15 protein-coding genes and 1 pseudogene are annotated in these 22,263 nt (G+C 58.2%); 11 read left to right on the top strand and 5 right to left on the bottom strand.

Features of this window, described 5'->3' with window-relative positions; all coding sequences use genetic code 11:
• Positions 1-87 precede the first annotated feature (87 nt).
• The 11 genes and pseudogenes from dnaE (at position 88) to H4J77_RS02300 (ending at position 16,222) form a co-directional block, all read left to right on the top strand.
• A complete protein-coding gene (dnaE, locus tag H4J77_RS02350; protein WP_182246887.1) occupies positions 88-3,612 on the top strand; it encodes a DNA polymerase III subunit alpha in 3,525 nt (1,174 codons plus the stop codon).
• 95 nt (positions 3,613-3,707) lie between these two features.
• Positions 3,708-4,664, top strand: a complete 957-nt coding sequence (gene accA / locus H4J77_RS02345; protein WP_123888659.1) for an acetyl-CoA carboxylase carboxyl transferase subunit alpha — start codon at positions 3,708-3,710, stop codon at positions 4,662-4,664.
• A 43-nt stretch (positions 4,665-4,707) separates the two neighbouring features.
• Positions 4,708-5,982 (top strand): tRNA lysidine(34) synthetase TilS, encoded by a 1,275-nt coding sequence (gene tilS / locus H4J77_RS02340; protein WP_158611240.1) that lies wholly within the window; start codon positions 4,708-4,710, stop codon positions 5,980-5,982.
• A 129-nt stretch (positions 5,983-6,111) separates the two neighbouring features.
• Positions 6,112-7,743, top strand: coding sequence for a CTP synthase (locus tag H4J77_RS02335; RefSeq protein ID WP_123888661.1), 1,632 nt, complete (start codon positions 6,112-6,114; stop codon positions 7,741-7,743).
• A gap of 15 nt (positions 7,744-7,758) precedes the next feature.
• The gene (kdsA, locus tag H4J77_RS02330; RefSeq protein WP_123888662.1) at positions 7,759-8,604 is read left to right on the top strand and encodes a 3-deoxy-8-phosphooctulonate synthase; all 846 of its coding nucleotides are present in this window, start codon (positions 7,759-7,761) and stop codon (positions 8,602-8,604) included.
• A 43-nt stretch (positions 8,605-8,647) separates the two neighbouring features.
• Positions 8,648-9,937, top strand: a complete 1,290-nt coding sequence (eno, locus tag H4J77_RS02325) for a phosphopyruvate hydratase (RefSeq protein WP_123888663.1) — start codon at positions 8,648-8,650, stop codon at positions 9,935-9,937.
• Positions 9,938-9,991: 54 nt separating this feature from the next.
• Positions 9,992-10,264: a septum formation initiator family protein gene (locus H4J77_RS02320; RefSeq protein WP_372237852.1), complete on the top strand. Its 273-nt coding sequence runs from the start codon at positions 9,992-9,994 to the stop codon at positions 10,262-10,264.
• Entirely contained in the window at positions 10,261-10,959 is a 699-nt protein-coding gene (ispD, locus tag H4J77_RS02315; RefSeq protein ID WP_123888665.1) for a 2-C-methyl-D-erythritol 4-phosphate cytidylyltransferase, read from the top strand. Before H4J77_RS02320 ends, ispD begins: the two co-directional genes overlap by 4 nt.
• A gap of 153 nt (positions 10,960-11,112) precedes the next feature.
• Positions 11,113-11,730, top strand: coding sequence for a translesion DNA synthesis-associated protein ImuA (imuA, locus tag H4J77_RS02310; RefSeq protein WP_123888666.1), 618 nt, complete (start codon positions 11,113-11,115; stop codon positions 11,728-11,730).
• Positions 11,731-11,737: 7 nt separating this feature from the next.
• Complete coding sequence (locus H4J77_RS02305; protein ID WP_182246885.1) at positions 11,738-13,147, top strand: DNA polymerase Y family protein; 1,410 nt, start codon at positions 11,738-11,740, stop codon at positions 13,145-13,147.
• Positions 13,123-16,222: pseudogene (locus H4J77_RS02300) on the top strand (error-prone DNA polymerase). The gene H4J77_RS02305 and the pseudogene H4J77_RS02300 overlap by 25 nt, the downstream one beginning before the upstream one ends.
• A gap of 14 nt (positions 16,223-16,236) precedes the next feature.
• Here H4J77_RS02300 and H4J77_RS02295 read toward each other — a convergent pair.
• The 5 genes from H4J77_RS02295 to H4J77_RS02275 all read right to left on the bottom strand — a co-directional run bounded on the left by H4J77_RS02295 (position 16,237) and on the right by H4J77_RS02275 (position 22,256).
• Positions 16,237-17,283: an enoyl-CoA hydratase/isomerase family protein gene (locus H4J77_RS02295; protein ID WP_182246883.1), complete on the bottom strand. Its 1,047-nt coding sequence runs from the start codon at positions 17,281-17,283 to the stop codon at positions 16,237-16,239.
• Positions 17,284-17,294: 11 nt separating this feature from the next.
• Positions 17,295-18,521 carry an MFS transporter gene (locus H4J77_RS02290; RefSeq protein ID WP_182246881.1) on the bottom strand — a complete coding sequence of 409 codons (1,227 nt, stop codon included), beginning with the start codon at positions 18,519-18,521 and terminating at the stop codon, positions 17,295-17,297.
• A 117-nt stretch (positions 18,522-18,638) separates the two neighbouring features.
• Positions 18,639-19,508: an MBL fold metallo-hydrolase gene (locus H4J77_RS02285; protein WP_123888671.1), complete on the bottom strand. Its 870-nt coding sequence runs from the start codon at positions 19,506-19,508 to the stop codon at positions 18,639-18,641.
• 98 nt (positions 19,509-19,606) lie between these two features.
• Positions 19,607-20,860, bottom strand: a complete 1,254-nt coding sequence (locus H4J77_RS02280) for an OprD family porin (protein ID WP_123888672.1) — start codon at positions 20,858-20,860, stop codon at positions 19,607-19,609.
• Between the two features lie 19 nt (positions 20,861-20,879).
• On the bottom strand, positions 20,880-22,256 hold the full coding sequence (locus tag H4J77_RS02275) for a solute carrier family 23 protein (RefSeq protein WP_123888673.1): 1,377 nt from the start codon (positions 22,254-22,256) through the stop codon (positions 20,880-20,882).
• Between the last annotated feature and the right edge of the window lie 7 nt (positions 22,257-22,263).

The raw sequence follows: 22,263 nt of genomic DNA, 5'->3' as shown, positions 1-22,263 counted from the left end.
GCACTTGTGCTCTCTGCGGCTGGTCGCCAGCCTCCCCCCTAGTTACAATCAGCGGTCTTGCCGCTTGCCCTCTGAAACAGGATTTATATGAGCTTTTCCTTCGTTCACCTGCGTGTCCACAGCGAATACTCACTGGTTGATGGTCTGGTCAAGGTCAAACCATTGATTAAGTCAGTGGTGGACGCCGGGATGCCTGCGGTTGCCGTCACCGACCAGAATAATATGTGCAGCCTGGTCAAGTTTTATCGTGGCGCGATGGGCGCGGGCGTCAAACCGATTTCTGGTGTGGATCTGTGGGTGCTGGGTGGCGAGGACGATAGTCAACTGACGCGCATGACGTTGCTGTCGATGAACAAAGAAGGTTATCGCAACCTGACCGAACTTATCTCCCGTGGCTACACCGAGGGTCAGCGCAACGGCTTGGTGACGATTCGCCGGGAGTGGATTGCTGAGGCGAGCGAGGGCGTGATCGCTCTGTCGGGTGCCAAAGAGGGTGAGATCGGCTTGGCGCTGTTGTCCAATTCGCCTGCAGCAGCAGACGATCTGCTGGATTACTGGATGGGGGTTTTTCCCGGTCGTTTTTATCTGGAGCTGCAGCGTACCAGCCGCGTCAATGATGAAGAGCACCTGCACGCAGCGGTCGCCTTGGGTATCCGCAAGGGCTGCCCAGTGGTTGCGACCAATGATGTGCGCTTTATCCGCCGCGAGGATTTCGAAGCGCACGAGACGCGAGTGTGCATTGGTGAGGGGCGCGTGCTGGGGGATCCTCGGCGTACGCAGCAGTACAGTGAAGAGCAGTACCTGAAGACACCGGAGGAGATGGCTGAGCTGTTCGCTGATATCCCCGAGGCGTTGGAGAATAGCGTCGAGATTGCCAAGCGCTGCAATATCGACGTGCAGCTGGGCAAACACTTTTTGCCCGACTTTCCGATCCCGGACGGCATGACCATCGAGGAATTCCTTAACAAGGTCTCGTTTGAAGGTTTGGAGGAGCGGCTCAAGGTTATATTGCCGCCGGGCACCGAGGATTATGAGGCCAAGCGTCAGGTCTACATTGATCGCCTGAACTTCGAGCTGAAGATCATCAATCAGATGGGTTTTCCCGGTTACTTCCTGATCGTCATGGACTTTATCAAGTGGGCCAAGGGCAATGGCGTGCCGGTTGGTCCCGGTCGTGGTTCCGGAGCAGGCTCGCTGGTGGCCTACTCGCTGTTGATTACCGACCTTGATCCCTTGGCCTATGACCTGCTGTTCGAGCGCTTTCTTAACCCGGAACGGGTATCCATGCCCGACTTTGACGTCGACTTCTGCATGGAGGGGCGCGATCGGGTAATCGAGTATGTGGCCGATATGTACGGTCGTAATGCGGTATCGCAGATCATCACCTTCGGTACTATGGCGGCCAAGGCCGTAGTGCGCGATGTGGCGCGAGTGCAAGGCAAGTCTTATGGCTTGGCCGACAAGCTGTCAAAAATGATTCCTTTTGAAGTCGGCATGACGCTGACCAAGGGCTATGAGCAGGAAGAGATCCTGCGCGATTTTCTGGCCGGAGATGAAGAGGCCCAGGAAATCTGGGACATGGCGCTCAAGCTTGAAGGTATAACCCGTAACGTGGGTAAGCACGCCGGTGGTGTTGTTATTGCACCGACCAAGCTGACCGATTTCTCGCCGCTTTATTGTGATGAAGCTGGTGGCGGTCTGGTAACGCAGTTTGATAAGGACGACGTCGAGGCGGCTGGCCTGGTCAAGTTCGACTTTTTGGGTCTGCGGACGCTGACCATCATCAAGTGGGCGATGGAAACCATCAACCGGGAACAGGCAAAGCAGGGCCTGGAGCCGCTCAATATCGACTTTATCCCGCTGGATGACGCGCCGACTTATCATATGCTGCAAAAGGCGGAGACCACAGCGGTTTTCCAGCTCGAGTCACGCGGCATGAAAGAGCTGATCAAAAAGCTCAAGCCGGACTGTCTGGAGGACATGATCGCACTGGTAGCCCTGTTCCGCCCGGGGCCACTGCAATCGGGCATGGTGGACGACTTCATCAACCGTAAGCACGGGCGTGAAGTGGTTTCCTATCCGCATCCGAATTACCAGTATGCAGGGCTCGAACCGGTTTTGAAGCCAACCTACGGCATCATTCTGTATCAGGAACAGGTGATGCAGATTGCACAGGTGATGGCGGGTTATACCCTGGGTGGCGCAGATATGCTGCGCCGCGCCATGGGTAAGAAAAAGCCGGAAGAAATGGCCAAGCAGCGTGGCGGCTTTATCGAGGGTTGCGCTAATAATGGTATTAGTGGTGATCTGGCAGGTAATATCTTTGATCTGGTAGAGAAGTTTGCGGGTTATGGTTTTAACAAATCGCACTCGGCTGCCTACGGCTTGCTCTCTTATCAAACGGCCTGGCTGAAGGCACATTACCCGGCGCCTTTCATGGCGGCGGTCTTGTCGGCGGATATGCACAACACCGACAAGGTGGTGACCCTGATCGAAGAGTGTCGCAGCATGAAAGTGCGCATTCAGCCGCCCAACGTCAACGTGTCGGAATACAAGTTCACGGTCGATGAAGCCGGTGATGTGGTTTACGGTTTGGGTGCTATCAAAGGCGTGGGTGAAGGGCCGGTCGAGACCATAGTGCAGACCCGTGCGGCCGGTGAGACCTTTATTGATCTTTTTGATTTCTGCGCCAAGGTTGACCACAAACGCATTAACAAGCGGGTTATGGAGGCCTTGATTCGTTCGGGTGCGCTGGACTCGCTGGGTCCGTTTTACGATGCCGATGAAGCGGTCTATTTGAAGCAGGTGGATCGCAATCGTGCTGCCTTGATGGCGGCCATGGAAGAAGCCATGGCGTCTGCTGAGCAGACTGCCAAGAGTGCTGACAGTGGCCACGATGATCTGTTTGGTGAGCTGCTTGGGCCGTCGACCGTGCGTGACGTCTATGAGTCTTACCGCAAGGCACGTGAGTGGACCTTCAAGGAACGCTTGCGCGGCGAGAAGGATACCCTGGGGCTGTATCTGACCGGTCATCCGATTGATGAGTACGAGCGTGAAATTCGGCGTTTTGCCCGTCAGCGCATTCTGGATCTGAGGCCCTCGCGTGAGAGTCAGACCATCGCCGGTCTGGTGTTTGATCTGCGCGTGATGAAAAGCAAGCGCGGCGACAAGGTTGGGTTTGTGACCCTGGATGATCGTTCGGCGCGGATTGAGGTCTCACTGTTTGCCGAGGCCTATCAGAATGCGCAGGCGCTACTGCAGAAGGATGCATTGCTGGTGGTCGAAGGTGAAGTGGCGCTGGACGATTTTTCCGGCGGTCTGCGTATGCGCGCCAAGCGTGTCATGAGCCTGGAGGAGGCTCGCACCAGTCTGCTCGATAGCGTTCGAGTCTGCCTGGATACCACCCGGCATAGCGAGCAGGCGCTGGCTAAAATGGCCAGCCTGTTTCAGCAGTATCGTGGTGGTTGTGCGGTGACGGTAGAGCTTCAGCGACCCGATTCGAGCGCTGTTTTAAAGCTGGGTGAGCAGTGGCGAGTCGAGCCGGCAGACGATCTAGTACAGAGTTTGCGTGACCAGTTGGGTAAAGACAGCGTCTCTTTGCACTATAGATGATGGGAGTGAGGGTGCTCGACGAGCGCCCGGCAATCCCGTAAGGTAAAAACAAAATTTAGATGCCCGCGTTGGGCGAAAGCGGACGATGGATGCCTATGAGCAACAGCCAGAAATACTTGGGGTTTGAACAGCCAATCGCGGATCTGCAGGCCAAGATCGAAGAATTGCGTCTGGTCGGCAGTGATAATTCGCTGAATATCACCGAAGAAATCACCAAACTGCAGGACAAGAGCAAGTCTCTGACCGAAAGCATTTTTGGTAACCTGAGCAGCTGGCAGATCGCGCAGATGGCTCGTCATCCTCAGCGTCCCTACACGTTGGATTACATCAAAGCCATTTTCACCGACTTTGAAGAGCTGCACGGCGACCGACACTTTGCCGATGATGCCGCCATCGTGGGCGGTGTTGCCCGCCTGGACGGTCGCCCGATTATGGTGATTGGCCACCAGAAAGGCCGCGACGTGAAGGAGAAGGTGCGCCGTAACTTTGGCATGCCCAAACCTGAAGGCTATCGCAAGGCCTGCCGTTTGATGGAAATGGCCGAGCGTTTCAAGATGCCGATCGTTACCTTTATTGATACTCCCGGTGCCTATCCGGGTATTGATGCAGAGGAGCGTGGCCAGAGCGAGGCGATTGCCTGGAATCTGCAAGTGATGGCGCGGTTGAAAACACCGATTATCGCTACCGTGATTGGCGAGGGTGGCTCTGGTGGTGCCTTGGCTATCGGCGTCTGTGACCACCTGATGATGCTGCAATACTCGACTTATGCCGTTATTTCGCCCGAAGGCTGTGCGTCCATTCTGTGGAAGAGCGCTGAGCGTGCTGCCGACGCAGCTGAGGCCATGGGTATTACCGCTACGCGTCTGAAGGAGTTGGGATTGGTTGACAGCCTTATTCCTGAACCATTGGGCGGTGCGCATCGTGCTCCGCAAGAAACCGCAGAGCGAATCAAGGCTCAGTTACTGACCGAGCTGGACAAGTTGCAGGCGCTGTCTGACGAAGATCTGCTGGAAAGCCGCTATGAGCGTCTGATGGCTTTCGGTATCAAGTAATATGTTTACCTTGCAAGGGCTGCAGCAGCAGCTCGGCCCTTGTATGAATTCATCCGCCTGGATTGTTGGTTTGTCCGGCGGTTTGGATTCCATGGTGTTGCTCGATGCGCTGGTGCAATTACGTGACCAGCTGATTCTCCCCCCTCTATCCGCTATGCATATTCACCACGGACTCAGTGCCGAGGCGGACGCGTGGGTGGCGTTCTGTGAGCAGGAGTGCGCCAAGCGCGGCGTTGAGCTTTACGTTGAGCGTGTTCAGCTGGCGCCGGGGGCAAGCATTGAAGAGGCGGCGCGTAGTGCTCGTTACCAGGCATTTGCCGTGCATCTGCCAGCGGGAGCGACGCTATTGCTGGCACATCATCGTGACGATCAGCTGGAGACGCTGCTGTTTCGCATGATGCGTGGCACCGGGCTACGCGGTCTGGCGGGTATGCCGGCACAGCGGCAACTGGCTGCTGGACAGCTGTTGCGGCCATTGCTGCCTTGGCGTCGCCGGGATCTGGAGCTATGGGCGCGTGAGCATGGGCTGGCCTGGATTGAAGATCCGGCGAACCGCGATCCACGTTTTGCTCGCACTGCGCTGCGGCACCAGTTGTTGCCGGCACTACGCGATGGCTGGCCACAGGCAGAAGAGGGCCTGTTGCGCCTGGCGGGGCACGCCGGTGAGGCGAATGAGTTATTGGATGAGCGTGCGGCGGAGGATTTGAGTGCGACGTCCAAGCCACTGAATGATGTCTGGTTGCGGCATTGGCCTAGCTTGGACATGGACGCACTTAGTGCGTTGTCGCCGGCCCGCCAGCGTAATCTGCTGCGCTACTGGCTAGCTGCGCAGGGTGCATTATTACCGGCGTCGCGGAGACTGGATGAGTGGCTGGGTCAGTTGGCGGCGGCGACCGACAGCCAGCCGCAGATCGATCTTGGCGAATACCGCTTATACCGTTCGTCAGGTCGCTTGTGGTTTGTGCGCACCGACTGGCCTTCGGCTGGTGTGCCGCAGGCCTGTACACAATCCGCTGTGCAGTTATTAGCGGGCGGTAATGGTTTGCTCCATCTGGCGTTAGCCAGCGCCAGTGCTGGCCCCTGGCACATTCGCTATCGGCAGGGCGGCGAGCATATCTGTCTGCCTGGGCGTGGCAAGCAATCGTTGAAGCACCTGTTTCAGCAGGCGCAGATACCTGTTTGGCTGCGTCCCTGTATCCCCTTGCTATACTGCGCTGATGAGCTGGTTTCGGTTGCAGGACGCTGGAACGCCGAGCCAGCTGTGACTGGCGACGAGCAAAGCGGTTTTACGGTCAGTTGGGAGCCTGTTTCGGATTGAGCAAGTCGGGGCTGTCTGGTATCCTGACTTCCCATCTTGACGAGACTTTGGAAGCGCCTCCCGCTTCTGCAGACTCCCTTCGATTCCCCGCGGCATTAGCCGCTTAACAGTTCAATCTATGGGTTTTTCATGACGCGCTACATCTTCGTCACGGGTGGTGTTGTATCTTCTTTGGGTAAGGGTATTGCCTCGGCTTCCCTGGCGGCGATTCTTGAGGCCCGCGGCCTCAAGGTGACCATGCTCAAGCTGGATCCCTACATCAACGTGGATCCGGGTACCATGAGTCCTTTCCAGCACGGTGAAGTCTTCGTCACCCATGATGGTGCCGAGACCGACCTTGATCTGGGGCACTACGAGCGTTTCGTTAACTCCACGATGAGCCGCGCCAACAACTTCACCACCGGTCGAGTGTATGAAGATGTGCTGCGCAAGGAGCGTCGTGGTGATTATCTTGGCGCGACCATTCAGGTCATTCCGCACATCACGGATGAAATCAAAAGCCGCATCATCAAGGGTGCCGGTGACGCCGACGTCGCGCTGGTAGAAATTGGCGGTACCGTTGGCGACATCGAGTCCCAGCCATTTCTTGAGGCTATTCGTCAGCTGCGGGTAGAAGTAGGTGCCAAGCGCGCCATGCTGATGCACCTGACGCTGGTGCCTTATATCGCGACTGCCGGTGAAACCAAGACCAAGCCGACCCAGCATTCCGTCAAGGAGCTGCGTTCCATCGGCCTGCAGCCTGACGTGCTGATTTGCCGCTCTGATCATCCGATTGACCTGTCCTCACGCCGTAAGATCGCACTCTTTACCAATGTTGAAGAGCGTGCGGTTATCGGTTTGGAAGATGTCGACACCATCTTCAAGATCCCCATGGTGCTGCATGCACAGGGCCTGGATGACTTTGTTGTGGAGCGTTTTGGTCTGGAATGTGGCGGTGCCGATCTGTCCGAGTGGGAGCGCGTGGTGGATGCCAAGCTGAACCCGGAGCATGAAGTCACCATCGCCATGGTCGGCAAGTACATGGAGCTGCTCGATGCATACAAGTCGTTGATTGAGGCAGTCAGCCATGCGGGCATTCAGAGCCGTACCAAGGTTAATCTGCGTTATATCGACTCCGAAGACATTGAACAGGAAGGCACTGCGCTGCTGGAAGATGTCGATGCCATCCTGGTTCCGGGTGGTTTCGGTTCGCGTGGCGTGGAAGGCAAAATTGCAGCGGTGCGTTATGCCCGTGAAAACAAGGTGCCTTATCTGGGCATTTGCCTGGGTATGCAGGTTGCCGTGATTGAGTACGCGCGTAACGTACTGGGTTGGGCAGATGCCAACTCGACCGAGTTCGATAAAACGTCAAAGCATCCGGTCGTGGGTCTGATTACCGAGTGGCAAACCGCCAGCGGTGAAATGCAGACCCGCACTGAAGCGTCCGACCTTGGCGGCACCATGCGCCTCGGTGGTCAGGAGTGTGCACTTGAAGCTGGCTCCAAGGCACACGACTGCTACGGCAAGGACGTGATTGTTGAACGTCATCGTCACCGTTATGAGGTCAACAACAACCTGCTGCCTGAGCTGCAGGCGGGTGGTCTGAATATCTCTGGTCGTTCGGTTGATGGTGCACTGGTTGAGATGGTTGAGGTTGCAGATCATCCGTGGTTTGTCGCGTGCCAGTTCCATCCGGAATTCACCTCCACGCCGCGTTATGGCCACCCATTGTTCAGTGGTTTTGTCGGTGCCGCGTTGAAGCAGAAAGAAAGCAAATCCTGAGGAAGCGAAAAGGTTATGGCACAGAAAATCGTGCGGGTTGGCGACATCGAAATGGCGAACGATAAGCCGTTCGTCCTTTTTGGCGGCATGAATGTGCTGGAGTCGCGGGACCTGGCCATGCAAATCTGCGAAAAGTACGTAGAAGTAACCGATAAACTCGGTATTCCCTACGTATTCAAAGCCAGTTTCGATAAGGCCAACCGTTCTTCAATCAATTCCTATCGTGGGCCTGGGATGGAAGAGGGGCTAAAGATCTTCGAGGAGATCAAACGCACCTTCAATGTCCCGGTCATCACCGATGTGCACGAGCCGCATCAGGCGGCACCGGTGGCTGAAGTCTGTGACATTATCCAGCTGCCAGCCTTTTTGTCCCGGCAAACCGATCTGGTCGTGGCGATGGCCAAGACCAGTGCGGTAATCAATATCAAAAAGGCCCAGTTCCTGGCTCCGCAAGAGATGAAGCACATCCTGACCAAGTGCGAGGAAGCGGGTAACGATAACCTGGTGCTCTGTGAGCGTGGTTCCAGCTTCGGTTACAACAACCTGATTGTCGACATGCTCGGCTTCGGCATCATGAAGCAGTTTGAGTATCCGGTTTTCTTTGACGTGACCCACGCGCTACAGCAGCCGGGTGGTCGCAGTGATTCTGCCGGCGGGCGCCGTGCCCAGGTGACTGATCTGGCCAAGGCGGGCATGAGCCAAGGCCTGGCCGGTCTGTTTCTGGAAGCGCATCCCGACCCGGACAACGCCAAATGCGACGGTCCCTGTGCCTTGCGTCTGGATAAGCTGGAGCCGTTTCTCGCCCAGTTGAAGACACTTGATGACTTGATCAAGAGTTTCCCTGAATTGGAAACGGCTTGAGCCTTTACCCCGATTACCCGTTATATGGAGCTAGCAAGTAAAGATGGCAAAAATCATTGATATCAAAGGCCGCGAAGTGCTCGACTCGCGTGGCAACCCAACCGTTGAAGCGGACGTTATCCTCGAAGGCGGCATCATCGGTAGTGCCTGTGCTCCCTCCGGTGCCTCAACCGGTTCACGTGAAGCACTCGAACTGCGCGATGGCGACAAGAGTCGTTACATGGGCAAGGGGGTGCTCAAGGCAGTTGCCAATATCAATGGCCCCATCCGCGAATTGCTGGTTGGCCGCGATGCTATCGCTCAGGTTGAGCTGGATCGCGCAATGATCGAGCTGGACGGCACCGAGAACAAGGCTACCCTGGGGGCTAACGCCATCCTGGCGGTCTCGTTGGCAGCGGCCAAGGCTGCAGCTCAGGCCAAGGGCGTTCCCTTGTACGCACACATTGCTGATCTGAACGGTACACCCGGTCAGTACAGCATGCCGGTACCTATGATGAACATCATCAATGGTGGCGAGCATGCGGATAATAACGTCGATATCCAGGAGTTCATGGTGCAGCCGGTCGGTGCCAAAAACTTTGCAGAAGCGCTGCGCATGGGTGCCGAGATTTTCCACCACCTCAAGGCAGTATTGAAGGCACGTGGTCTGAATACAGCGGTTGGCGACGAGGGTGGCTTCGCGCCAAACCTTGCGTCCAATGAAGATGCGCTGGCCGCCATCTCCGAGGCTGTTGCCAATGCCGGCTATACTTTGGGCGACGATGTAACCCTGGCCCTGGATTGCGCTTCCAGCGAATTCTATAAAGACGGCAAGTACGATCTGGCTGGCGAAGGTCAGGTGTTTGATGCGGCCGGTTTTGCTGATTATCTGGCTGGTTTGGCTGATCGCTACCCCATTATTTCCATCGAAGATGGTATGGATGAGTCCGACTGGGCTGGCTGGAAGGTGCTGACCGACAAGATTGGTGACAAGGTGCAGTTGGTTGGTGACGATCTGTTCGTAACCAATACCAAAATCCTCAAGCGCGGTATCGATGAGAAAATTGGTAACTCCATTCTGATCAAGTTCAACCAGATCGGCTCGCTGACTGAAACACTGGAAGCTATCCAGATGGCTAAAGCGGCTGGCTTCACTGCGGTTATCTCGCATCGTTCAGGCGAGACCGAAGATAGCACCATCGCTGATCTGGCCGTCGGTACGGCTGCGGGTCAGATCAAGACCGGTTCACTGTGCCGCTCTGACCGTGTATCCAAGTACAACCAGCTGCTGCGTATTGAAGAGCAACTGGCCGGTCAGGCACCGTATAACGGTCGCGCTGAGTTCCGCGGCTGAAGTTGAGCAGGGGGGCAAACGTCTCCCTGCCAGCCTTGCAGGAGTATCGATATTGTGAAATGGCTATGGCTGGGTGCATTGGTCTTGTTGGCTGGCCTGCAATATCGCCTGTGGGTTGGTGAAGGCAGCCTGGCGCATGTGGCGCAGCTTAAACAACAGATTGCCGGCCAGGAACGCGAGAACGAACAGTTGCTGGAGCGTAATCGTGTGCTCACAGCTGAAGTTATCGAACTCAAGCAAGGTGTTGAAACCGTCGAAGAGCGTGCCCGACATGAGTTGGGTATGGTCAAGCAGGGTGAAACCCTGTTTCAGTTAAGCGGCGAATAATTGCTGTGACACTTCCTTTCTGGGTGGTGCTGCCAGCGGCCGGCGTCGGTTCGCGTATGCAGGCAGACCGGCCAAAGCAGTACCTTCTCTGGGGTCAGCGCACCCTGATTGAACATACCCTGGATTGCTTTCTTGATCAGCCCGGTCTGAGTGGGCTGGTTGTGGCATTGTCGGCCGCTGATGACTGGTGGGATGAGCTGCCCTGCGCTCGTGACTCACGTATCACTCGCACGGCAGGTGGGCGCGAGCGAGCCGACTCGGTACTCAAGGGTTTGCTGGCGCTGCGCCAGCTTGGCGCCGTCGATGCCGACTGGGTGTTGGTCCACGATGCTGCTCGCCCCAATCTGACTGACAGTGATCTGCAGAAGTTGATTCATACCCTGGCCGACGATCCGGTAGGTGGTCTATTGGCCGTTCCGGTACGTGACACCCTGAAGCAGGTGGGCGATGACGGCCGAGTCAGCGCTACGCCAGATCGCTCCTTGTTCTGGCAGGCGTATACGCCACAGATGTTCCGTCTGGGCGCGCTGCAGCAAGCCCTCACGGATGCCCTTGCAGCTGGTGCTAGCATTACCGATGAAGCTTCCGCGATGGAGTGGGCCGGCATGGCGCCGCTACTGGTGGAAGGGCGTGCGGATAACATCAAGGTAACCCGCCCCGAGGATCTGGAGTGGCTGGCGCACCGCCAACACTGATCTTTATCTGTCTTTCTTCCCCCCGCTATTGGTTTGCCTGGTCAATGTTGACCAACCATTGGTCGTTCCTGTTGTTTACCGATTGACCGCCTGTCTTTGAATAAATATGCTGTACAGATATACAGTATATTGCATCCAGACAGGAGGTGGTCGATGGGGTCCGTAGTTGCGCTTGATACCTTGCTGCAGGAGCGCCGTATATGGCGTGGTCAGCAGGATTTGCCGCCCACGACGCGCCAGCCTACCGGGCACTCTGGGCTGGATGCGGTGCTGCCCGCTGGCGGGTGGCAGGCGGCAGCGGTCAATGAATTACTCTTGCCGACACTGGGCAGCGGTGAGTTGCAGCTGCTGTGGCCAACCCTGGCGCGTTTGACGCTAGCCGGTGAGCGAGTCGTGCTGGTCGGCCCGCCGGCGATTCCCTTTCCTGCCGCCTGGTTAATGGCCGGGGTCACGTTGTCTCAGTTGTCGATTATTCGGGCCACGGGAAGCGATGCACTGTGGGCGGCCGAGCAGTGCTTGCGCTCCGGTAGTTGTGGCGCTGTGGTGAGCTGGCCTGAGCGCGCCAATGATAGGGCCTTGCGACGTTTACAGGTGGCAGCTGATAGCGGGCAGACGCTGGCCTTTGTCTGTCGCCCACAAAAGGAAGCGGTGAACTCCTCTCCGGCGGCTGTTCGGCTGTTGCTTGAGCTACGCCCGCCGCAGCTGCGCATTCTCAAATGCCGAGGTGGCTTGGCACCGGCTAAGCCGATCCATTTTTCCGGCTGGCACTGAGGCGCGCATGCGTTGGGCCTGTATTCTTTTCCCGCAATTGGCGCTGGATGCGGTGTTGCGTCGTCGTGACGATCCGCAGGCTCCGCTGGTCTTACTCAGCGGACCACTGCAGCGACGGGTGCTGCAGGCTGTTAATCCTTCGGCCCAGGCGTTGGGTCTTCGCCGTGGCCAGACCCTGACAGTTGCTCGGGCTCTGGTTGAACACTTTGATTGTGAAGAGTACCAGCCGCAGCAGGTGGAGCACTGGCAACAGTTTCTGGCGGCCTGGGGTTACCGCTTCAGCTCCCATGTCAGTCTGGATTTCCCCCGCGCCCTGTTGCTGGAGGTGGAGTCCAGTTTGAGTCTGTTCGGTCCCTGGCCGCGCTTTGAGCAGCGCTTGCGCGAAGAGCTGCAGGCACAGGGGTTTCAGCATCGTATTGTGCTGGCGCCCAATGCCCTGGCCGCACGAATACTGGCTAACGTGGCCGATGGCTTGGCGGTAGACGAAGCGCAATTACCACAGCGGTTGGGCAGCTTACCGATTAGTCGTTGTGGCTTTGCGCCCGAAGTGGCCAGCGCTTTTGCCGGGATGGGCTTGCGCCGTCTGGAGCAGGTGCATGCATTGCCGCGGGCGAGTGTCGCCAAACGTTTCTCGCGGGCGGTGCTGGAGCATATTGACCGCCTGCACGGGCATTTGCCGCAGGCGCTGGATTGCTATCGTCCGCCTGATCACTTTCATGGGCGCATTGAGTTCAACTTTGATGTCGAGTCCAGTACCGCTTTGTTGTTTCCCTTACGCCGTTTAACCGCTGATCTGGCCAGCTTTCTCGCTGGCCGCGACTGTGGTGTTCAGCGTTTCTTGTTGCTGCTTGAGCATCGTGGTGGAGCGGCCACCGAGGTCAGGGTGGGTCTGCTTAGCGCCGAGCGTGAACCCGAGATGTTATTCGAGCTGGCGCGTGGACGCCTTGAACCGGTGCAATTGGTAGCGCCGGTGCAAGCCTTGAGCCTGCAGGCTCAGGATTTACCGCGTTTTGTCCCGGCGGCGGCCGAGCTTTTTACTGAGCGACCTCAGCAGTCACTCGGCTGGGAGCAACTACGCGAACGCCTGCGCGCGCGCCTTGGTGACGAGGCTGTTGGTGGCATCGCTGCTCAGGCAGATCACCGACCTGAGCGTGCCTGGAGCGAGTTGGGTCAGGGCACTCGCGTTAGCGGCGCACAGGTGTCGCGGCCGGGCTGGTTGTTGTCTGACCCGCAGCCCTTATCTGACTTTTTTCCACGGGTATTGGCCGGGCCGGAGCGAATTGAATCCGGTTGGTGGGATGGCGCTGACGTGCGGCGTGATTACTATCTGATCGAAACCGCAGACGGGCGTCGTGCCTGGGTCTTTCACCCGGCAGGCAAACCGGATCAGTTCTGGGTGCATGGATGGTTTGCATGAGTAGCCCTTACGCGGAACTGCACTGCCTCTCCAATTTCAGCTTTCAACGCGGAGCCTCTAGTGCGCAAGAGCTGTTTGAGCGCGCTCACCAGCATGGTTACTCGGCCTTGGCGATTACTGATGAGGCCACGCTGGCGGGTATTGTGCGTGCCTGGCAGGCCGCACAGGCCGCGGGCCTTAAACTGATTGTCGGTAGTGAGGTACAAATAGACCAAGGGCCCAGGTTGGTCTTGCTGGTTGAGAACCTGACGGGTTACCAGCATCTCTGCAGTTTGCTCACGCGGGCCCGGCGCCGCGCGAAAAAGGGCGACTACCAGCTGTTGGCTGAGGATCTGGATGAGACTACGGATGGCTTGCTGGCACTGTGGTTGCCGGATGACGATCAGAATGAGGCGCATGGCCGCTGGTTGGCTGAGCGTTTTACGCAGCGTCTGTGGCTGGCGGTGGAATTGCACCGTGGCCCGGACGACGCACGTCGTCTGGATCAGCTACAAGGCCTGGCAGCGCGGCTTGGCTTACCCTGCGTGGCCAGCGGTGATGTGCATATGCATGCGCGCGGCCGCCGCGCTCTGCAGGACACCATAACGGCAATACGGCACCACTGCACAGTGATGGACGCCGGGCACCGGCTGTTTGCCAACGGCGAGCGGCATTTGCGCAGTTTGCCGGTGCTGGCGGCGATTTATCCGGCGGCGTTATTGACAGAAACCCTGCGGATTGCCAAACGCTGCCACTTCGATCTGGGACAACTGCGTTATCAATATCCCCATGAGGTAGTACCGAGCGGGCACTCGCCGGCCAGCTGGCTGCGGGAACTGACGCAGCGCGGTATGCGCTGGCGCTGGCCCGATGGCGTCTCGGACAAGGTTACCGAGCAGGTCGAAAACGAGCTGCAACTGATCGCCGAGAAAGGCTACGACAGCTACTTTCTGACGGTTCAGGATATTGTCGAGTTTGCCCGCCGTCAGCAGATACTCTGCCAAGGGCGGGGTTCGGCGGCCAACTCGGCAGTCTGCTATGCCTTAGGTATTACCGAGATCAATCCCGTGCACAGCAATATGCTGTTCGAACGCTTCATCTCCCGCGAACGCGACGAGCCGCCGGATATCGACGTGGACTTTGAGCACGAGCGGCGAGAAGAGGTGATTCAGTATGTGTTTCGGCGTTACGGTCGTGAGCGGGCAGCACTGACGGCGGTCGCCAATACCTATCATGCTGCTGGTGCGCTGCGCGATGTGGCGCGTGCGCTAGGTTTGCCGGGTGAGCAGATTGATCAGTTGGCGCGTTGTTGTGGTCGCTGGCGCCGAACGCTACCTGATGCCGAGCGTCTCGCCGAGGCCGGCTTTGACGCGAACAATCCTGCATTGCATCGAATTCTGACCCTGGCAGGGGAGCTGATAGGTTTTCCCCGTCATCTGTCGCAACACCCGGGTGGTTTCGTGATTTCCGAAGCTCCTCTGCATACGTTGGTGCCGGTCGAAAATGCCAGTATGGCCGAGCGCACGGTTATCCAGTGGGACAAGGACGATCTGGATGCGGTCGGGTTGCTCAAGGTGGATATTCTGGCGCTGGGTATGCTCAGTGCGCTGCGTCGCTGTTTCGATCTGCTGCGCCATTACCGCAACCTCGATCTTTCGCTGGCCAGTATCCCGGCGGATGACAAGCCAACTTACGAGATGATCAGCCGGGCCGATACTGTTGGTGTATTTCAGATTGAATCGCGGGCGCAGATGGCGATGTTGCCGCGGCTGCGTCCGCAGAACTTCTATGACCTGGTGATTGAGGTCTCTATTGTGCGCCCCGGGCCCATTCAGGGCGATATGGTGCACCCCTATCTGCGCCGCCGAAATGGCGAGGAGCCGGTGGTCTATCCCTCCGAGGAGTTGAAACAGGTCTTTGAGCGCACGCTGGGGGTGCCGCTATTTCAGGAGCAGGTGATGGCGCTGGCCATTGTGGCCGCCGGTTATACGCCTGGAGAGGCTGATCAGTTGCGGCGCTCCATGGCAGCCTGGAAGCGTCATGGCGGGCTTGAGCCGCATGAGCAGCGCTTGACCGACGGTATGTTGGAACGTGGCTACAGCCGTGAGTTTGCCGCGCGGATATTTGAGCAGATCAAGGGTTTTGGCAGCTATGGTTTCCCTGAGTCGCATGCTGCCAGCTTTTGCGCTGCTGACCTACGCCAGTTGTTGGCTCAAATGTCATGAACCCGCGGCTTTCACCTGTGCGCTGATCAACAGTTGGCCAATGGGCTTTTATAGTCCGGATCAATTGCTGCAGGACGCGCGCCGACACGGTATTGAGACCCGTCCGGTAGACGTAGAGCACAGCGATTGGGATTGCACCTTGGAGCCGGCCCCGACCGAGCAGATGGCTATTCGTCTTGGGCTCAGGCAAATAAAAGGCTTCAGCGAGCCAGAGGCGCAGCGGATCGTGGCGGCGCGCGAGCTACAGCCTTTCGCTGATGTGGCAGACCTGGTGCAGCGCGCTGAGCTTGGCGCTCGTTCGCGCTCGCTGTTAGCCGACTCGGGTGCCTTGCGGGCACTGGCAGGCGGGCGTTTTCGTGCGCGCTGGGCGGTTGCCGGGGTCGAGCCGCAGCTGGCGCTGTTCAGTGGCCAAAGTGCTCCGCGGGAAGCGCCCGCAGCCATACCGGCTCCCAGCGTGGTGGAAGATATGCAGGCAGACTATGCCAGTGTGGGCACGACCTTTGGGCCGCACCCGCTGAGTCTTTTGCGTACCGAACTTGATAGCCGGCGTTGCCTCAGCTCCCGTGACCTGTTGCAGCTGGAGCCGGATAGCCCGGTTGTCGTGGCGGGGTTGGTCGTGGGGCGGCAGCGCCCTGGTACCGCAACCGGGGTGACCTTTGTCACCCTGGAAGACGAGTTTGGCATGATCAACGTAGTGGTCTGGCGCGATTTGGCAGAACGCCAGCGCCAGGCGTTGGTTGGTTCTCAGCTGCTGTTGGTCAAAGGCCAGTTTGAGGCGCGCGATGGTGTGCGTCATGTAATTGCCCGCCAGCTGCACGATCTCACCGAGCTATTAACCGGGTTGACCATACGCAGCCGGGACTTTCACTGACGCGCGGTTATGCTTTAAAGATCAGCAAAAAACGCGGCAATGCGCTGGCTATCGAGTTGATCGATATGCGCCGGGTTCCATTTTGGCTGCTTATCCTTATCGACCAGCAGCGCTCTTACGCCCTCCATGATATCGCCACCGTCAAACCACAGACGATCCAGGTGCAGCTCCATGGCAAAGCAGTCGGTTAGGCTCATATGTCGGCCGCGGCGCAGCAGTTCAAGCGTAACGGCCATGGCAATGGGCGAGCGGCTGTCGATCACGCTGATCGTTGCGGCTGCCCAATCGGCAAAGTCCGGACGCGTTTCTGTCGCCAGCGAAGCGCGAATGGCGCCTATGTCCGGCTGCGCAAAGTGCGTATCGATAACCGGTTGCAGGGCGCGCAGCTCAGGCTCTGGCAGCGGGCATTGGGCTAAAGCGGCGACCTGGTCGTGCAGGTTGCTTTGCGTGCCATCAAAGGCGTCGAGCAAGCGATCCAGTTCGTTGAGCTGATCGCTGTGCAGGCACAGGTCGGCCAGTCCGGCATAGAGCGCATCGGCGCTGCGTAGATGATTACCGGTGATGCCCAGGTAGAGGCCGATCTCGCCCGGTAGGCGGGGCAGAAAATAACTGCCACCCACATCCGGAAAGTAGCCGATGCCGGTTTCTGGCATGCCTAGGCGTGAGCGCTCGGTAATCACCCGGATGCTTGCGCCTTGGGCCAGGCCCATGCCGCCACCGAGCACAAAGCCGTCCATCAGTGCCAGTACCGGCTTGGGATAGGCATGCAGATAAGCATCCAGGGCATATTCTTCTTCGAAGAAGGTGTCGATGTTGGGCTCGCCTGCCAGATGCTGTTCGTAGATGCCGCGAATGTCGCCACCGGCGCAGAAGGCACGCTCACCAGCGCCGCGCAGCACCACGGCATGTACGTCTGTATCCTCAGCCCATTTTTCCAGTTGGCTGCGCAGCAGGCGCACCATCTCCAGCGTCAGGGCGTTGAGTCCGGCAGGGCGGTTGAGGGTCAGATGGCCGATATGGCCGCGGCGCTCGGCCAATACGGGCAGTGCAGAATCAGACATGCAGGTCTCCATCAGGGGGTAGTCTTAACAGCGGAAATATGGTCGGGATGGCGTTCTTCGCGGACCAGCATGGCAAGCAGGGCGCTGGCCAGCAAACATAGCGGAATAGTGCTGGTTGCCAGGGCAAAGTCGCCGTGCTGCAGGTCCAGTAGATAGCCCAGCAGGGGTTGAAAGATGAGCGCGCCACCAATGCCGATCATATTGACGAACGCAATGATCGAGCCGGATACCTCGACGGGCTCGCCCTCTTTGGCCATAGCAAAGGTAAGCATCTGGCCGCCGCCGAAAAAACCGGCGATAAACAACAGCGCAGCAGTTTGCGACAAGCTGGTCGAGCTGCCGTAAATGGCCAGCGCGTAGGCGGCTGCCGCCAGCAGGGCACTGATAACGACCAGCCATTTGCGATGGCCAAGCCAGTCGGAGATCAGGCCGGCGGTGATGCTACCGGCTGCCATGCCCCAGTAGATCATGGAAATCGCGGTTTCAGCCTGTACGGGCGACAGCCCATGATCCTTGATCATCTCCTGCTGGCCCCAGAGTCCGCCAAATACGTTCACCGGCATATAGTAAAGCGCGCCGAGTACTGCAATCAGCCAGATTCGTGGGCTGCTCAGTACCGTGCGCAGCGGGCTGAGCAGATTGTCGTTGCGCGCTTCGGCATCACGCACGCCGTGCAGAAAGAGCAGTGCCAGCAGGAACAGGCCTAGTCCGGCGGCACCACTGATCAGGAAGACATTACGCCAGCCACTGACTTCGATCGCACTGGATAGCGCCACCGCGCCGATCGCCGCGCCCAGCATGCCGGTGGCATTGACGATACCCGAGAGCACCGCAAAGCGCTCCGGAGCAAATTGGTGGTTGACCACATAGAGCGCACCAACAAAGGCGAAGGAGGCGCCCAGTCCTGTCAGTAAGCGTGCTGCGGCCGTTAGCGCTAACCAGTCGGTCGCGGCAAACAGTGCCGTGCCCAGCGCGCAAAACAGAATCGCGGGTACAACAGTACGCCGCACGCCATAGCGGTCCAGTGCCAGGCCCACCACCAGCTGCATGGGTGCGTAAATCCAGAAGAACAGACTGACCAGAATGCCAAAGCCGGTATTGCTCAGGCCAAGGAAGCGGCTGATGTCGGTAGCGGCGAGGCTGGGCTCGATGCGCGCGACGAATTCATAGAGAAAGAACAGGCTTGCGGTGATAAAAGCCAGCCAGCGGAAAATAGCAGCGTTGTTGGTATTGCTCATGCCTCAGATACCCCGGGGACAAGACCGGCACAGGCCGGTACAGCGTTATCCAGTGCCGGAGTATAGGGCACCCTGCCGCTGACCATAACCCGTCAACGGCAACAGGGGCTTTCTGTGTCAGTGATTCAGACCGCTGATCTGCGCCTGACTGTCATCCACGCTGTAGCGCCCGCTTTCGCTATCGCGGGCTACTCGCGCCATGGCAACGCGCGGGTCGTGGGTGAATACCAATCGCCCATTACGTGATACCAGATTGTCCAGCAAGGCTTCTTTTTCCTCGATCAACGCTTCCGGGAACCGGTCGTAGCCCATGGTGATGGGCAAGTGAACCCAGGGTGCACCAGGGATCAGATCGCCGGGGAAGACCACGGGGCCATCGGGCATATCGATGATGGGAATCATCAGCCCTGGTGTGTGGCCATCACTGAACCGGAAACGCCAGCCTGCGCCCAGAGTGGCAGACGCCTGGCCGTCGTCAATCAGCTCGAGGCGCCCGCTATTTTCCAATAGTGTCAGCAACTCCGGGATGAACGAGGCCTGATCGCGCGGATGCGGTCGCTTGGCGCGGTGCCAGTGGCGTTGTCCGGTGATGAAGGTTGCATTGGGGAAAAGCAGCTGCGAAGGCTGGCCTTCCTGCCAGGCACTAAGTAGTCCGCCAGCGTGATCGAAGTGCAGATGCGTGAGTACCACCACGTCAATATCAGCGTCAGTCAAGCCAGCGGCGGCCAGGCTGTCGAGCAGTACGTGCCGGTCTTCCACGACGCCGTATCGATCTTTCAGATGCGGTGCGAAAAAGGCGCCGATTCCGGTTTCTACCAGTATGTTGCGATTGTCTTCCTGAACCAGCAGTGCGCGGCAACTCAGGGCGATACGATTTTTGTCATCGACCTCGACCCAGCGGGACCAGAGGGCCTTGGGAGCGTTGCCGAACATGGCACCGCCGTCGAGTCGCTGGCTGTTGCCTTCCAGAGTAGAGAGTGTGCGCATGGGGGCGCTCCTATAACAGAAGGCCATGCGTTGACTCGTTTGTCATGCGCATGGCAGCAGGTATGTTGTCAGCCCGTTTGCGGGCTGTCCAAGTTATCTCAGAGTGAGAAGGTGTAGCCGATAATAAAGCGGTTTTCATCCATGTCGCTGGCGAAGCTACTGCGGTAGGTCGCGTTGCGCCAGTGCAGGGATAGATTCTCCAATGGTCCGCTTTGTATGGTGTAAGCCAGATCGGTGTTGCGCTCCCATTCACTGGCGTTGTCGCTGCCGCTGACGATGTTGATATTGTCGCCGTGGGTGTAGCGGTTCATCAGCTTCAGGCCCGGCAAGCCCAGATCGGCGAAACTGTAGTCATGGCGTACTTGCCAGCTGTGCTCACCACGATTGGCAAAGTCGTTGATCTGTACCAGGTGGACCAGAAAGGGGTCGGTGCCCTGCAGGTAAGCGAAGCCGGTATTGCCATCCATCTGTTGGTAGCTGCTGGCCAGGCGATGCATGCCGGACTGCCAGGAGAGCGCCAGACTGGTCATGCGGTTGTCGACATTGCTGCGTCCGGCATCACTGCTGTCGGCGTAACGCAGGTTAGCATTCAGGCTGCCGCCACCCAGTGCCCGGCTATGGTTGAGGGTCAGGTAATGTTGGCGGTAGATGGAATCTAGCTCGCCGTAGTGATAGCTGGCGCGTGTATCAGGGCTGAAAGCATAAGTGGCGCCAGCAAAGTCAAAGGCGTTGCTCTGCTGTTTGCCGGTCACTATGACATTGCGCGCGCCGCCTTGTACGGGCTGCATGCTCTGATAGTCCGACGAATCGCGCAGATTGATGGCATCAAAGCGGCCCAGGTCGAAGCTAAGGGCATCGTTGCCCTGGGCTTGCAGCCAGCCACCACGGAACGTTTGCGGCAACAGGCGGCTATCGTTATGCATGGCGACGGGCAAGGTGGGTATCAATGTGCCCAGGCGCAACACGTGTTCATCCAGTCTTAGTTTAGCGGTCAGCCCCAGCTCGCCGTATTCAGACATGGCGCGCCCATCGCTGCGGTCACGCTTGAGCAAGCCTGTGCCAGTGCGATCAGGGCTGGAGTCCAGTTTGATGCCAAGCAGCCCGATGGCGTCCAGCCCGACGCCGACGCGGCCAGCGGTATAACCTGATTGCCAGTAGGCACGTACGCCCTGCGCCCACTCATCGGCCTTGCTCTGGGCCGCGCCGGATTGACGAAAGTCACGATTGAAGTAGAAATTACGCAGCTCGATACGACTCTCTGCATCCTGCAAAAAGTCGGCATGTGCCGGCAGAATCAATAGACCTGGCAGGGCTGTCAGTAGAGTGGCTTGTAGCAGTTTCATAGTGTTCATCTCTTGTTTTTATAGTTGATCAGTCAGGGGTGTCGGCGTTTTTGCTCGGCATGTCCTTGACGCTGCGAAAGCGCAGGATGTGGGTGCGTTCGACCAGGATGTACAGCACGGCACCTGCTGCCAGCCCCCAGCCGGCGCCATACACGGCCAGGACGACGCCCATGGTGCCGGCAACGCCGCGCTCGGTATTGTTGTTGAGTTGCTCAAAGCCGACCATCAGGCAGATATAACCGGTCAGGACCAGAGTCAGCGACAGAGCAATGGGCAGCACAGGTTGAAAGAAGCTGACCAGCGGCAGCATGAACAACGCAAGGAAACCGGTGATCCAGAAGGTGCCTGCGCCGCTATAGATCGAGTCCATTGCCTTGCGGCCGTACTTGTAGCGCTCAGCCATGGTGGCGGCGACTGCGGTCCAGATTGGGCCGGCCAGCCCTGGATAGGGGGCGAAGAAGGCATGCAGCGCATTACGCAACGCCGTCACCAGATGCGCTCGATCGATGTTGTTCTCGATGACTTCGTCTGGGCGCAGTTCGTCTGCGCGCTGCATCAGTGACTGACCCACGATAATGTCACCGAAGGCAATTATGTAGGCAATAACCGCCGTTGGTGCCGCCAAGAGGAAAACCTTGGCGTCCGGGAAGCCAACATTGAATGGCAGGTAATTCCACATCTCGGCAAAGGCCGGCATGGTAATGCCCCAGCGCACATTCGGTACCTGATACTCGCCTACCGCAATGCCGACGATAATGGCGATCAACATGCCTGGCACCATGCCGTAGTTGACGATCTTGCGCATGAATGGGACGCGCTCGGTCAGCCCTTTGAAGGATACCGAGAACATCAGATACAGGCAGATCAAGGTGCCCAGGATCAAGGATATTGGTGTGTTGGCCAGGCGGCCGCCGGTCGATATTTCGCCCATCAGAGCGGCGATGCCGGCACCGATAACAATGCCGCCCTTCATCGAGTTGGGCACGATGCGCACCATCACGCTACCGAGCCGGGTGATACCCAGTATCAGAAAGATCAGAAAGACCGTGAACTGCAGTGCGAACAGCGCCTGAATAGCCTCTGGTCCCGGTGCGAAATCACCAAGAAACAGCAGCACAACAGGAATCGCCGGGGTGATCCAGCCCGGTACCATAGGCACCCCAAGCAGGGCCGGCAGCATGAAACCGATGCCGCAGACTACGACGTAGGCCAGCGCGACGTCGTAGGGCAGTCCGAGAAATTTTTCCAGTAGCGGGATCATGCCCAGGCTGACCACAAACATGATCAGCGCCTGCAGCATTTCTGCGGTTTCCCAGCGATAGTGGACGAATGGCAAACGGATCTTGAACGGGCCACAGGGCCAGAAAGGTTGCTCTGCGCCGTCGGCGCGCTTGAAAATAGACATGAAAGGC

This window comes from Pseudomonas sp. 5Ae-yellow, from assembly GCF_014077575.1.
GTDB classification, from domain to species: Bacteria; Pseudomonadota; Gammaproteobacteria; order Pseudomonadales; family Pseudomonadaceae; genus Halopseudomonas; species Halopseudomonas neustonica.
The sequence above is the reverse complement of the archived record's forward strand: the minus strand, read 5'-3'. Positions and strand labels throughout refer to the sequence as shown.